Origin of the sequence: Mesorhizobium abyssinicae, assembly GCF_049887195.1 — a bacterium.
Taxonomy (GTDB): Bacteria; Pseudomonadota; Alphaproteobacteria; order Rhizobiales; family Rhizobiaceae; genus Mesorhizobium; species Mesorhizobium abyssinicae.
The window spans coordinates 47501-60088 of record NZ_JARAKC010000006.1; the positions used below are offsets into that span (position 1 = coordinate 47501).

Annotated in this window: 9 protein-coding genes; 2 read left to right on the forward strand and 7 right to left on the reverse strand. The window is 65.1% G+C overall.

Annotation, left to right across the window (positions count from 1 at the left end; genetic code table 11):
* Positions 1-78: 78 nt before the first annotated feature.
* Positions 79-2043: a M23 family metallopeptidase gene (locus PU724_RS15080; RefSeq protein ID WP_354419947.1), complete on the forward strand. Its 1965-nt coding sequence runs from the start codon at positions 79-81 to the stop codon at positions 2041-2043.
* 34 nt (positions 2044-2077) lie between these two features.
* Here PU724_RS15080 and PU724_RS15085 read toward each other — a convergent pair whose 3' ends face one another.
* Positions 2078-3649, reverse strand: coding sequence for an MFS transporter (locus PU724_RS15085; RefSeq protein WP_354419948.1), 1572 nt, complete (start codon positions 3647-3649; stop codon positions 2078-2080).
* 172 nt (positions 3650-3821) lie between these two features.
* Here PU724_RS15085 and PU724_RS15090 point away from each other — a divergent pair, with 172 nt between their 5' ends.
* The gene (locus PU724_RS15090) at positions 3822-4454 is read left to right on the forward strand and encodes a TMEM175 family protein (RefSeq protein ID WP_354419950.1); all 633 of its coding nucleotides are present in this window, start codon (positions 3822-3824) and stop codon (positions 4452-4454) included.
* Here PU724_RS15090 and PU724_RS15095 read toward each other — a convergent pair.
* The 6 genes from PU724_RS15095 to prfA form a co-directional block, all read right to left on the reverse strand.
* Positions 4428-5939: a L,D-transpeptidase family protein gene (locus tag PU724_RS15095; RefSeq protein ID WP_354419952.1), complete on the reverse strand. Its 1512-nt coding sequence runs from the start codon at positions 5937-5939 to the stop codon at positions 4428-4430. The two genes, PU724_RS15090 and PU724_RS15095, sit on opposite strands and share 27 nt — an antisense overlap.
* 133 nt (positions 5940-6072) lie before the next feature.
* On the reverse strand, positions 6073-6429 hold the full coding sequence (locus tag PU724_RS15100; RefSeq protein ID WP_127286713.1) for an MmcQ/YjbR family DNA-binding protein: 357 nt from the start codon (positions 6427-6429) through the stop codon (positions 6073-6075).
* A 75-nt stretch (positions 6430-6504) separates the two neighbouring features.
* The gene (gene clpB, locus PU724_RS15105) at positions 6505-9111 is read right to left on the reverse strand and encodes an ATP-dependent chaperone ClpB (protein ID WP_127286714.1); all 2607 of its coding nucleotides are present in this window, start codon (positions 9109-9111) and stop codon (positions 6505-6507) included.
* 222 nt (positions 9112-9333) lie between these two features.
* On the reverse strand, positions 9334-10326 hold the full coding sequence (locus PU724_RS15110) for a DUF4167 domain-containing protein (protein WP_483238245.1): 993 nt from the start codon (positions 10324-10326) through the stop codon (positions 9334-9336).
* 303 nt (positions 10327-10629) lie between these two features.
* Complete coding sequence (gene prmC / locus PU724_RS15115) at positions 10630-11508, reverse strand: peptide chain release factor N(5)-glutamine methyltransferase (RefSeq protein WP_127287017.1); 879 nt, start codon at positions 11506-11508, stop codon at positions 10630-10632.
* Complete coding sequence (gene prfA, locus PU724_RS15120; protein ID WP_127287016.1) at positions 11501-12580, reverse strand: peptide chain release factor 1; 1080 nt, start codon at positions 12578-12580, stop codon at positions 11501-11503. The genes prmC and prfA overlap by 8 nt, the downstream gene beginning before the upstream one ends.
* Between the last annotated feature and the right edge of the window lie 8 nt (positions 12581-12588).

The window sequence follows — 12588 nt, forward strand, 5'->3', positions numbered from 1 at the left end:
ACCGCCGTGACAGGCAAATGTCATGCGCACAACAAAAGCGACAAGCCGTTCCGCCCGGGGAAGAAGCAGCCTTTCTGGATGCCAGATACGGAAGATGTCATAGCCGAACTCGGCAACGAGCCGCCGCTGATCGCGGATGGCCGGAGCGGCCCGCCCGATCGGCGCGAGGTATCGGCGCGCTGGCTGTCGGGCACTTTTCTCACCGGCGTGACGTCCAGCGTCCTGATGGGCGTGGCGCTGTTCGCCGCGCTCGACGGGCGCCAGCAATTGGCGACGCCACCCGAGATCGCCGAGCTCGCCCATATGGAAAACGGCGGCGATTCCGGCGAAATGGCCAAGACCACGAGGCTGGTGGCGCCGCGTCAGATCGCCAAGGCCAAGGATCGCCGGCGCATGGAAGTGTCGATGGTCACCAAGGTCGGCGACCGCGACGTCATCCACACCATGCCTTTCGTGCAGATCAAGATGGCGCTGGCCGCCGGCCACACGACCAACCGCCCCTACCCGCCTTTCGACCCGATGCAGGTGTTCAGCGACGACGGCGACGACAATGCCGGCCAGCCGGCGCCAGCGGCCGTCGCCGGCCAGATCTATGGCGCCAAGGTCGAAAGCGAGATGTCGCTGAAGACCGTCGATTTCCCGATCGAGACGGCGTCCTTCGACGAGAAGAGCGACCTGTCCGCCGACGAGGTGGAAAAGGTGGTGCGCGAGGCCGGCACCGATCTCAGCGACGGCGCCATCCAGGTTGCCTCCTTGCACTATGTCGATCCGCAGCGATTCGGCGATGCCTTCGCCGAAAGCATGGCCGGCTCCTACGACGTGAAGATCGTGCCCGAGAATGTCTCGGTCTCGCCGCGCGTCGAGGCGGACGATCAGACGCCGGCCTTCGCCGAGGAAATCATCCCCTTCACCAAGGACACCGACATAGCCGAGGCCTTTGCTGATTCGGGCTATACCGGCGGCGACGCCACCGGCATGGCCGAGGCAATCGGCAAGCTTTTGAACGCCCCGGCGCTGAAGGCCGGAACCGTGCTGCGCGTCGGGCTCGAAATCCATGGCGACGCCGCCAAGGTGGTGCGCACCAGCGTCTATGACCGGACCCAGCACATCGTCACCATCGCGCTCGACGATCGCGGCCAGTACGTGCCGGCGCAGGAGCCCGAGCCCAATCCCGAACTGCTGACCGCATTCGACGATTCGCCGCCGGTGATCGTGCGCGGCAACCTGCCCAACATCTATGACGGCATCTACCGCGCCGCCTATTCCTACGGCATGTCGAAGAAGCTGACCCAGCAACTGGTCAAGCTGCTCGCCTCCGATGTCGACTTCCAGTCGCGGCTCAGCCCCTCGGACAGGATCGACGTGCTGTTCTCGCAGCCGGACGGCGACGACCAGGCCTCCGACGAATCCGAATTGCTCTATGTCTCGGCGACCTTCGGCGGACAGCCGCGCAACTTCTATCGCTTCCAGATGCAGGACGGCAGCACCGACTATTTCGACGAGAACGGCTCCAGCGCCCAGCAGTTCCTGCTGCGCAATCCCCTGCCGGCGGGAAAATTCCGCTCCGGCTTCGGCGCGCGCCGGCATCCGATCCTCGGCTATGTCCGCATGCACACCGGCGTCGACTGGGCCGCCCCGATCGGCACGCCGATCATCGCCGCCGGCAACGGCACCATCGAGAAGGCCGGCTGGGCAGGCGGCTATGGCAAGCAGATCATCATCCGCCACGCCAACGGCTACGAGACCTCCTACAATCACCAGACCGCCTTTGCCAAAGGCATCGAGCCAGGCGTCCATGTCCGCCAGGGCCAGGTCATCGGCTATCTCGGCCAGACCGGCCTCGCCACCGGCCCGCATCTGCACTACGAGCTGATCGTCAACGGCACCAAGGTCGATCCGATGCGCGTTCGCCTGCCGGTCGGCAAGGTGCTGAAAGGCGACGACCTGGTTGCCTTCAAGCGCGAGCGCGAGCGCATCGACGACCTGCTCAAGCAGGAAGACAACAATCCGCTCAAGGTCGCCAGCGCCAAGGTCGAAGGATAGGTTGGCGAGCGAATCGCCTGTCGCCCGCGACGAATCAGTTTCGTGTCGAATCAGCCTGTCGATCATCCGCTCGGCGTGGCCACGGCAGCGCCTGGCCGGAAACCGTCATCCAGGCGATGACGGCCGCAAGCAGGCAGAGCAGCGTGGTGACGGCGGCGACGGCCGCGAAGGCCGCGTCACTGGCGGCGAGCCTTGCGGCTTCGAGATCCGATGCAAGCCCTGCCGGCGCCTGTTGTCCGAAACCCGGAATGCCGGGCGCAGCGCCGGTGTTCAGTGCGTAGACCCAGGCCGCGAGCGAACCCATCGCCGCAACCGCGATCAGGCCGCCGATGCGCGAGACCGCATTGTTTATGCCCGAGGCGGCGCCGGTGTCCTTGTCCTCGACCGCCGTCATGATCGCGGTCGACAGCGGCGACACGACCAGCGCCATGCCGAGCCCCATCAGCGCCATCAATGGAAAGGTCCCGGTCCAGAAATTATGGATGCCGGCATGGGTGAGCAGCGCCAGCCCGGCAAAGGCAAAGGCAACGAGCAGGCTGCCGGCGGCGATCGGGAATCTCGGCCCGATCTTGTCCGACCACTGGCCGACAGGTCCCGACAGCAGCGCGATCGATGCCGACAGCGGCACGAAAATGAAGCCGACCTCGGCCGTGCTCAGCCCCCAGCCGGCAATCAGCAGCATCGGCAGGTAGAACAGATTGGCCGACAGCGCGAAATAGAGAAAGAAGGTCGCGAGATTGGCGCCGGCGAAGGCGCCGATCCGAAACAGCGACAGGTCGATCATCGGCTCGCGATGCTGGCGCTCGAAGAAAACGAACACGACAAGCAGCACCAGGCCGGCTGCGATGCTCGGCCAGGACATTTGGCCGCCGCCCTCGGCGCTCATCGAGGTCAGGCCGTAGGCCAGCAATCCGAACGCCAGCGTGGCGAGTCCGGCGCCGCCGAGGTCGAGGCTGCGCTTTTCCGTCGCGTCATCGGCCGGCACCTTGGCCAGGAGAAGATAGATCGAGATGAGGCCCAGCGGCAGGTTGATGGCGAAGATCGCTCGCCAGATGCCATTGCCGAAGGTGGACAGCACGAGGCCGCCCAGAACCGGACCGAGCGCGGTCGTCAGCGCCGAGGCCGCGGCCCAGACGCCGATCGCACGGCCGCGCTCCTTCTTCGGATAGGCCTTGGCGATGATGGCGAGGCTGCCCGGCACCATGATGGCGGCGCCGATCCCCTGGATGGCGCGGAAGCCGATCAGCACGCCGGCATTGGGCGCCAGCGCGCAGGCCAGCGAAGCGGCGATGAACAGCGCAATGCCGGTCACGAATGCGCGCCTGAGCCCGAACCGGTCGCCGGCGGCACCGCCTGCCAGGATCAGCGCCGATAGCGTCAGCGCATAGGCGTTGGAAATCCATTGCACCTCGGCCAGGCTGGCGCCGAGATTTTCCCGCAGCGCCGGCATCGCGATGGCCAGGACCGAGCCGTCGATGAAACCGAGCGCGGACGCCAGGATCGCGGCGATCAGCACGAACTTGCGCTGCGCCTGCGGGCAGAACGTGCCGTTCGCACGCTGCGCGGTCGAAAGCGAATCGGCGATGTTTTCGTCCGAAGCTGACATGACAGCCTGCTTAGCTCTGCGGTGAGGTCGCGGCAACAAGCCACAAGATTGCTGTTCTTGAAACCAGATTGCGCTGGCAGGACGGCCAGGAGGGCCGGCACTTATGATGCAAACGAAGCGTCGCGTGCTAGGTTCCGACCCGCCAACCGAACCAGCGCCAAAAGGGGAAACCATGAAGCGACCGCTCGAACCATCGGCAGAAGGACGCGGGCGCATCGTTGGCATAACCGACGGCGTCTTCGCCATCGCGCTGACCTTGATCGTGCTGGAAATCAGGGTGCCGCCGCATGAAGCGGTGCATTCGGAAATCGAACTGCTTGCCGCGATTGCGGCACTCGCCCCGCGCTTCCTGACCTATGCGCTGAGCTTCCTGACCCTGACCATCTTCTGGTTCGGCCAGCAGGCGCAGCATGGCCTGATCGCAAGATCGGACCGGCGGCTAGCAACGCTCAATCTCTGCTTTCTGGCCTTCATCGCGCTGCTGCCGTTCTCCACCGACCTGCTGGCCGATTTCCTCGAATTCCGGGTCGCGGTGCTCGTCTACTGGCTGAATCTTCTGATGCTTGGCGTGACGCTTTTCGCCAGCTGGTGGTACGCCGACAAGAACGAGATGCTGGCCGGCGACGTCGACGCGGACACGACCCGCACTGTCTATCAGCGGATCATCAAGGCGCAGATCCTGTGGGCGGTCGGCGCAGCACTTTGCCTGTTCAGCCCGCTGCTCAGTATCGCGTTCATCCTGCTGGCGCAGCTGGTCTATGCCGCCGCGCCGCGCGCCTCACTGCTGCGTAAATTCATCGGTTGAGGTCCCGCCGACATCGATGATCGTGGGTCCGCCGACGAACTCCACGGTAACGCCCGGTGACACCAGCTTGGCAAGTTCCCGCGCATCCCAGTTGGTCAGGCGCACGCAGCCATGGCTTTCGGTCTTGCCGATCTTGGACGGGTCGGGCGTGCCGTGGATGCCGTAGGTCGGCTTGTCCAGCGCAATCCACACCGAGCCGACAGGACCGTTCGGCCCCGGCGGAATGGTCAGGATCTTGTCGTTCTGGCCCTGCTTGAAATTGATGCTCGGGTTGTAGGTGTAGTTCGGGTCGAGCGCGATACGCGACACGGTGTGGATGCCCGACGGCGATGGCGTGTCGGACGAGCCGATGGTGGCCGGATAGGCGGCGACCAGCTTGCCTGCAGTATCATAGGCGAAGACTTCCTTCTTGCCCTTGTCGGCCACGATACGGGCGACCGGCGTCGACACCAGCCTGCCGAAATTGGCAACCTTGATGATCGTGCCGGGGCGGTTGAAATCGAGGCCCTGATTGATCGACTTCAGATAGTTCTCGTCCATATGGAAACGCTCGGCCAGCGCTTCGGTGACGGAGGTGTAGCCCATGCGGTCGAGCTGCGCCTTCTGGCTGTAGTCTTCCGGGATCGACGCGACGTAGGGGCCGGCCGCGTCCTCGGGCGTGATCGTGTAGGAGGCGAACGCATCGCCGCCCGACTGCGCCAGCGCCGACTGAATGCCCACGGCGTCGGTCGAGCGCAGATTGCTGCCGGTGATCTCGTTGTAGGCGGCCAGCGCCTTGTCGACGTTGGAGCCGAATCGCCCGTCGATCACGCCCGGCGACGCGCCGGCGCGATCGAGCAGCACCTGCAGCGCCGCCACATCCTGGCGCGCGCCGAGCGACAGCGACGGGTCGACCGTGGCCTTGCCGCCGGTGTCCGGCGGCAGGGAAGCCTGCGTATCCTGATCCGGCTGCGCGGGGTTGATCGACGCCTCGTTCAGCGGTTGGCGCTTGACGGTATTCGGCTTCGGCGCCTCCGGGTAGGTGGCGGTGTTGCCTTCATCGTCCGGCACCGGGGGAAAGGCATCCACGGAATTGTCGCCATAGGGATCGTATTCGTCGGCCGGCGGCGGAATCACCCTGCCTTCCTCGTCCAGCTGCCTGCGGCGGAAGCGGGCCATGTCTTCGGGATCGTCGAGATAGTAGCGGTCGTCATCCTCGACCGGCGCGCGGCCGAGCTCCTGCATCCGCAGCTGCCGGCGCAGCGCCCTGCGATCGAGCCTGGTGCCCGGCGGCTGGATAGCGATGACCTTGCCGGTATCGGCATCGACTATGACGCGGTTTCCCCGGGCGTCGTAATAGACGTCGATGTTGCCGTCCTGGGCGAGAAGGATGCCGCCGGGAGCGCGGGCCTCCCTTTCCGCGCCGTCGCCACTCGGCGCCGCGAACGCGCCGGAAGACACCAATCCGGCGACAACAGCCGAAAGGCAGACGATCGTGCGCAACATTGTGGCCAACTCTCCGGTCCGTAATTGCCGCCGCGCGGCATGTCCCTTTGTGGCGAGCCCTTCGCCAGCAAACCATTTACCGAGCTTAAGGTTCCAACATGAACCGGGCATGAAGATGGCGGACTGCCGGCTGCTACAGCCCCAATTCCCTGCGTGTCTGTCTCGTCAGCTTGAGGACGACCAGGCGGTGGCTTTCGCCGAGATAGTCCTTCAGCGCCGCATCATCCATGCTCTGGCTTGTCTGGCGCTGGATCCATTTCATGCCGCGCGAGGCAAGATAGGGCGCGGGCCTGCAGCCTGGCTGCTCCTTCAGCACGTCATAGGCGATGTCGGAACATTTGAAGGTGACGAAGAGCTGTTCGCCCCCGTTCCAGCCACCAATGGCAAACACCTTGCCGCCGACCTTCCAGACGTGAGCGCCGCCCCACTGGACGACATGGGTCGCCCGGGGCAACGAGGCGCAGAAGCTGTTGTAGTCATCTAGCGTCATGCGGGCCCCGCTATTTCAAACAAGAAGAACGGCGAAGCCCATTCAGGCTCCGCCGTTCCGGTAAGGCAAGGCGGTTCAGGCCGCCGCCTCGGTCGCCACGACCGTCGGCTTCGAGCGGAAGTTCAGCCGGTCGGAACCTGCGGTGACCTTGACTGTCGAGCCGTCGAGGATCTCGCCGAGCAGGATCTTCTCCGCCAGCGGATCCTGCAGCTCTTTCTGCATCACCCGCTTCAGCGGCCGCGCGCCATAGGCCGGATCGTAGCCCTTGGCCGCCAGCCACTCGATCGCGTCATGATCCAGCGACAGCGTGATCTTGCGGTCGGCGAGCAGGTTCTCCAGCCGCTTGAGCTGGATCTCGACGATGCGGTCCATGTCCTGCCGGCGCAGCCGGTGGAACAGGATCACCTCGTCGACGCGGTTGAGGAACTCCGGCCGGAACGAGGTCCTCACCACGCTCATCACCTCGTCGCGCACGGCATCGACATCCTGGTCCTCGCCGAGGCCGACGAGATATTCGGCGCCGAGGTTCGAGGTCATGATGATCAGCGTGTTGCGGAAGTCGACCGTGCGGCCCTGGCCATCGGTCAGCCGGCCGTCGTCGAGCACCTGCAGCAGCACGTTGAAGACATCCGGATGCGCCTTCTCGATCTCGTCGAACAGCACGACCTGGTAGGGCCGCCGCCGCACCGCTTCGGTCAGCGTGCCGCCTTCCTCATAGCCGACATAGCCGGGAGGCGCGCCGATCAGCCGGGCGACCGAATGCTTCTCCATGAACTCCGACATGTCGATGCGCACCAAAGCGTTTTCGTTGTCGAACAGGAAATTGGCGAGCGCCTTGGTGAGCTCGGTCTTGCCGACGCCGGTCGGGCCGAGGAACATGAACGAGCCTATCGGCCGGTTCGGATCCTGAAGTCCGGCGCGGGCGCGGCGCACCGCCTTGGAGACGGCCTGCACCGCCTCGCCCTGACCGACGACCCGCTTGCCGATCTCGTCTTCCATGCGCAACAGCTTGTCGCGCTCGCCTTCCAGCATCTTGTCGACCGGAATGCCGGTCCAGCGCGACACGATATGGGCGACGTGGTCGGGCGTGACCACTTCCTCGACCATGCCGGCCTTGCCGTCCTGCGTCTCGGCCTCCTTCAGCTTCTTCTCCAGCTCCGGGATCTTGCCATAGGCAAGCTCGCCAGCGCGCTGGAACTCGCCCTTGCGCTGGGCGATGGCCAGGTCGTTGCGCGCCTCGTCAAGCTGCTTCTTGAGGTCGGCGGCGAGCCCGAGCTTCTGCTTCTCGGCCTGCCATTTCGAGGTGAGCTCGGTGGACTCCTCCTCCAGCCCGGCAAGCTCCTTTTCCAGCCTGGCGAGCCGGTCCTTCGAGGCATCGTCCTTCTCGACCTTGAGCGCCTCGCGTTCGATCTTGAGCTGCATGATGCGGCGGTCGATCTCGTCCAGCGCCTCCGGCTTCGAATCGACCTGCATCCGCAGCCGCGAGGCGGCCTCGTCGACAAGGTCGATTGCCTTGTCCGGCAGGAAGCGGTCGGCGATATAGCGGTTCGACAGCGTCGCCGCCGAAACCAGCGCCGAATCGGAGATGCGCACCTTGTGGTGCTGCTCGTACTTCTCCTTCAGTCCGCGCAGGATCGAGACCGTGTCCTCCACCGTCGGCTCGTTGACGAACACCGGCTGGAATCGGCGGGCCAGCGCCGGGTCCTTCTCGACATGCTTGCGGTACTCGTCGAGCGTGGTCGCGCCGACGCAGTGCAGTTCGCCGCGCGCCAGCGCCGGCTTCAGAAGGTTGGACGCATCCATGGCGCCGTCCGCCTTGCCGGCGCCGACCAGCGTGTGCATCTCGTCGATGAACAGGATGATGCCGCCGGCGGCGGCCGTGACCTCGTTGAGCACGGCTTTCAGCCGCTCCTCGAACTCGCCGCGATATTTGGCGCCGGCGATCAGCGCACCCATGTCGAGCGCCATCAGCTGCTTGTCCTTCAGCGATTCCGGCACGTCGCCATTGACGATGCGCAGCGCCAGGCCCTCGGCGATCGCTGTCTTGCCGACGCCCGGCTCGCCGATCAGCACCGGATTGTTCTTGGTGCGGCGCGACAGCACCTGGATGGTGCGGCGAATCTCGTCGTCGCGGCCGATGACCGGATCGAGCTTGCCGGCGCGAGCGTCGGCCGTCAGATCCCGCGCGTACTTCTTCAGCGCATCATAGCCCTGCTCGGCGCTCGCCGAATCGGCGGTGCGGCCCTTGCGGACATCGTTGATGACCTGGTTCAGCGCCTGCGCGGTGACGCCGGCCTTGGACAGGATGTCGGCGGTCTTGGCCGACTTCTCCATGGCGAGCGCCTGCAGCAGCCGTTCGACGGTGACGAAACTGTCGCCCGCCTTCTTGGCCAGGTCCTCGGCGGTCGAGAACACCTTGGCCAGAGGCTGCGCCAGGTAAAGCTGGCCGTTGCCGCCTTCCACCCTGGGCATCGCCTCGAGCGCCGCCTCGACGCCGAGCTTGACGTCGCGGGCATTGCCGCCGGCACGCTCGATCAGCGACGCGGCCAGGCCCTCGTCGTCATCGACGAGCACCTTCAGCATATGTTCGGGCGTGAATTGCTGGTGGTTGCGCGAGAGCGCCATGGTCTGGGCGGACTGGATGAAGCCGCGCACGCGCTCCGAGTATTTTTCAAGGTTCATATCTGTCTCCTTCCATCACCGGCCCGCTTTGCGGCACCGGATCAGATTGCGGTGACGGACCCGCTCATTCGAGCCGGATCCTGTTCACGCGAGATATGGTGAAGGGGCACAGGGCTCTCAAGGCGTCCAGGCGGCGCGGGATGCATATTATTCCAGCGCCGCGCAAAACGAAAACGGCGGAGATTTCTCTCCGCCGCTTGATGACCTGAAAACCGGACCCGATCAGTTGTTGACGTCGGCAGCAACCGGATCGCTGGAGGCGCCGTCGGCCGGCGCCGGATTGTCCTCGGCCGGTGCGGCATTGCCTTCGACAGGGGCGGCATTCACCGGTTCGGCACCGGCATTGTCGCTGCCGGTTTCCACCTGGCTATCGGCCTGGTCGGCACCGGTTTCGTCGGCATTGCCGCGTGCACGGCGCGGACGGCGCTGGCGGCGCGAGCCGCCATTGTCGGAGGCCGCTTCGTTGCGCTCTGCCTGGGCAGCGAGAGCCGCCGGCGAAAAACTGTCGAACAAAGGCGCCTGCTCGGCCGCGACGGCCGGCTCCGCCGGGGAGGCGCTTTCCGGCTGCGCCGGCGCCTCGTTGCGGCGGTTCTGGTCGAAGCGCTGGCCGCCATTTTCGCCGCGCTGGTTATAATCACCGCGCTGGCCGTTCTGGCCGTAGCCGCCGTTCGGACGGCGGTCGCGGTGGCGCCCGCCATTGTTGTCGCGCTGGCCATTGTCGCGGCCGTTGTCGCGCCCACCGCCATCGCGGTTGCCGTTGTCCTGGTTGAAGGCCAGTTCGCCTTCGATCACCGGCTGCGGCCCGCCGCCATGGTTGGCCTGCGCAGCCGGGGCTTCCGCGGTATTGCTGTTGCCGATGTTGTTGTCGAACTCGTCGCGATCCTCGTCCGCATCTTCGTCGAAATCGTCGCGGTTCTGCTGGACGTTCTGGATCGGCATCTGCGCCTGCGCGGCGGCAATGATGCGATTGTAGTGCTCGGCGTGCTGGAGGTAGTTCTCCGCCATCACCCGGTCGCCGGAGCTTTGCGCGTCACGGGCGAGTGCGGCGTATTTTTCGGCAATCTGCTGAGCCGATCCGCGGATCTTCACATCCGGGCCGTTGCTCTCGTAGTTGCGCGTCAGGGGATTGGGGCCCTTGCGGTTGTTGTTGTTGCCACCGCCGCCGCCATTGTTGTTGCGACCGCGCATGCGCCTGTTCTGCTGTTGTGGCCTCATTCGACTCTCTTCAGTGTGAAATTTTCGAAAACTTTTTTACGAACGGAGGCGCTCATGCAGCCAGCCGTTTCGTTTCTTCACCGGCGTTCGCCCGCATCAATTGCGTTGGCGCCACGTGCCATCCTGTTCCGGTTACATCACTTGCCGGACGATTCCCGCACGAAGCATTGGCGTCGATTGCGCAAGAAGGCAGCTATTTCCAAGGAAAACCGAATCGCTAAGAGCACTGCCTGCTTCGTCTCATCCGGTTACTTCGACCCTAGCTGCATTCCCGGGCATTGCCAAGCCCTATTTCGCACTGCATCAGGGGTTTGCGCGTTCGAACACCAGAACCCTGTCGTTTCCGCCGAGGTCGCGGAACATACCGGACAACCGGTAGCCGGCTGCCATGAAGATGTCCGTGACTTCGTTCCGTTGCGTGTGGCCGATCTCGACCGCAACCCTGCACTCGGCTTCCAGAAACCTTGTCGCCTCAGCGGCGATGATCCGGTAGGGACCAAGACCGTCCGCGCCGCCATCAAGGGCCAGATGCGGATCGAAATCGCGGACCTCGTCCTGCAGATTTCCTATGTCTCGACTGGGTATATAGGGAGGGTTTGCGGCAATTACATGGTACCGGCCGGAAACTTTTGCAAACCAGTCGGATTCAAGCGTTTCGAACCTGTCGGCCAGGCCCAGTTCGCAGGCATTGCGCATGGCGGTGGCCAGCGCGCCCCCGGCAATGTCGACACCCGTGGCGACGGCGCCGGGAACGGCGCTGAGCAGAGCCAGCGCGATGGCGCCGGTACCGGTGCCGAGATCGAGGATGCGGCATTCGCCAAGCCGCTCCGCTGTCGCCCTGGCGAAGGGCAGGATCGCCTCGACCAGCGTCTCGGTGTCGGGCCGCGGCTCCAGCGTTTCGGGTGAAAGCCCAAGCCGCAGGCCGTAGAACTCGCGAAACCCGAGGATACGGTGCACCGGCTCGCCTGCGACGCGCCGTCGCAGGGCCACATCGATTGCCGCAATCGCGTCCTCCCGCACCGTTTGCGACGGCTCGGCGATGGCCTGGGTGCGGGTCGTTCCGGAAAAATGCTCGACCAGCAGCCTGGCATCCAGCGCCGGATCGGCCACGCCGGCGGCGGCAAGACGATGACGCGCCTCCCGCAGCAGCGGCCCGAGCGTGCCGGGCAAGATGTCAGCCATCGACGCCGATGTCGGCGAGCAGCTTCGACTGGTGGTCGGCGATCAGCGCATCGACGACCTCGTCGAGTTCGCCCATCATCACCCGGTCGAGCTTGTAGAGGGTGAGGTTGATGCGATGGTCGGTGAGGCGCCCTTGCGGAAAGTTGTAGGTGCGGATGCGCTCCGAGCGGTCGCCCGAGCCGACCTGCGACTTGCGTGATTCCGAACGCTCCTCGTCCGCCTTGCTGCGCTCCATATCATAGAGCCGGGCGCGCAGGATCTGCATGGCCTTCGCCCGGTTCTGGTGCTGCGATTTCTCTGCCTGCACCACCATGATCCCGGTCGGCAAATGGGTGATGCGGACGGCCGAATCGGTGGTGTTGACGTGCTGGCCGCCTGAACCCGAGGCGCGCATCGTGTCGATGCGGATGTCTTCGGCGCGGATTTCGATGTCGACCTCTTCGGCCTCCGGCAGCACGGCGACGGTCGCCGCGGAGGTGTGTATGCGCCCGCTGGCCTCGGTCGCCGGCACGCGCTGCACGCGATGCACGCCGGATTCGAACTTCAGGTGCGCGAACACGCCCTTGCCCGAGACCGTAGCGATGATTTCCTTGAAACCGCCGGCATCGCCGTCGCTGGCCGACACGGTCTCGAACCGCCAGCCGCGTTCGGCGGCATAGCGCTCATACATGCGAAACAGGTCGCCGGCGAAAAGAGCGGCTTCATCGCCACCGGTGCCGGCACGGATTTCGAGGATGGCATTCTTGTCGTCGGCGGCATCCTTGGGCAGAAGCAGGATCTGGATATCCTTCTGTAGCGCCTCGATGCGCTCCTCCACCCCTGGCAGATCCGCCTCGGCGAGCGCCCGCATCTCGGCATCGGTGCCCTTGTCGGCGAGCATCGCTTCGAGGTCGGCCTGCTCGTGCTCGGCCGAGCGCAATTCCCTGACCTTGGCCACCATGTCCTGCAGCTCGGCATATTCCGATGCCATCTTTACATAGGCATCCGGCGCCGGGCCGGCCGACATCTGCGCTTCGAGCATCTCGAAACGCTTGACGACTTGATCCATGCGGTCGCGCGGCAGGTTGATCATGGCGGATT

Coding starts and splice junctions, on each gene's coding strand:
- PU724_RS15080 (WP_354419947.1), top strand. CDS start 79: ATGCCAGATACGGAAGATGTCATAGCCGAACTCGGCAACGAGCCGCCG.
- PU724_RS15085 (WP_354419948.1), bottom strand. CDS start 3,649: ATGTCAGCTTCGGACGAAAACATCGCCGATTCGCTTTCGACCGCGCAG.
- PU724_RS15090 (WP_354419950.1), top strand. CDS start 3,822: ATGAAGCGACCGCTCGAACCATCGGCAGAAGGACGCGGGCGCATCGTT.
- PU724_RS15095 (WP_354419952.1), bottom strand. CDS start 5,939: ATGTTGCGCACGATCGTCTGCCTTTCGGCTGTTGTCGCCGGATTGGTG.
- PU724_RS15100 (WP_127286713.1), bottom strand. CDS start 6,429: ATGACGCTAGATGACTACAACAGCTTCTGCGCCTCGTTGCCCCGGGCG.
- clpB (WP_127286714.1), bottom strand. CDS start 9,111: ATGAACCTTGAAAAATACTCGGAGCGCGTGCGCGGCTTCATCCAGTCC.
- PU724_RS15110 (WP_483238245.1), bottom strand. CDS start 10,326: ATGAGGCCACAACAGCAGAACAGGCGCATGCGCGGTCGCAACAACAAT.
- prmC (WP_127287017.1), bottom strand. CDS start 11,508: ATGGCTGACATCTTGCCCGGCACGCTCGGGCCGCTGCTGCGGGAGGCG.
- prfA (WP_127287016.1), bottom strand. CDS start 12,580: ATGATCAACCTGCCGCGCGACCGCATGGATCAAGTCGTCAAGCGTTTC.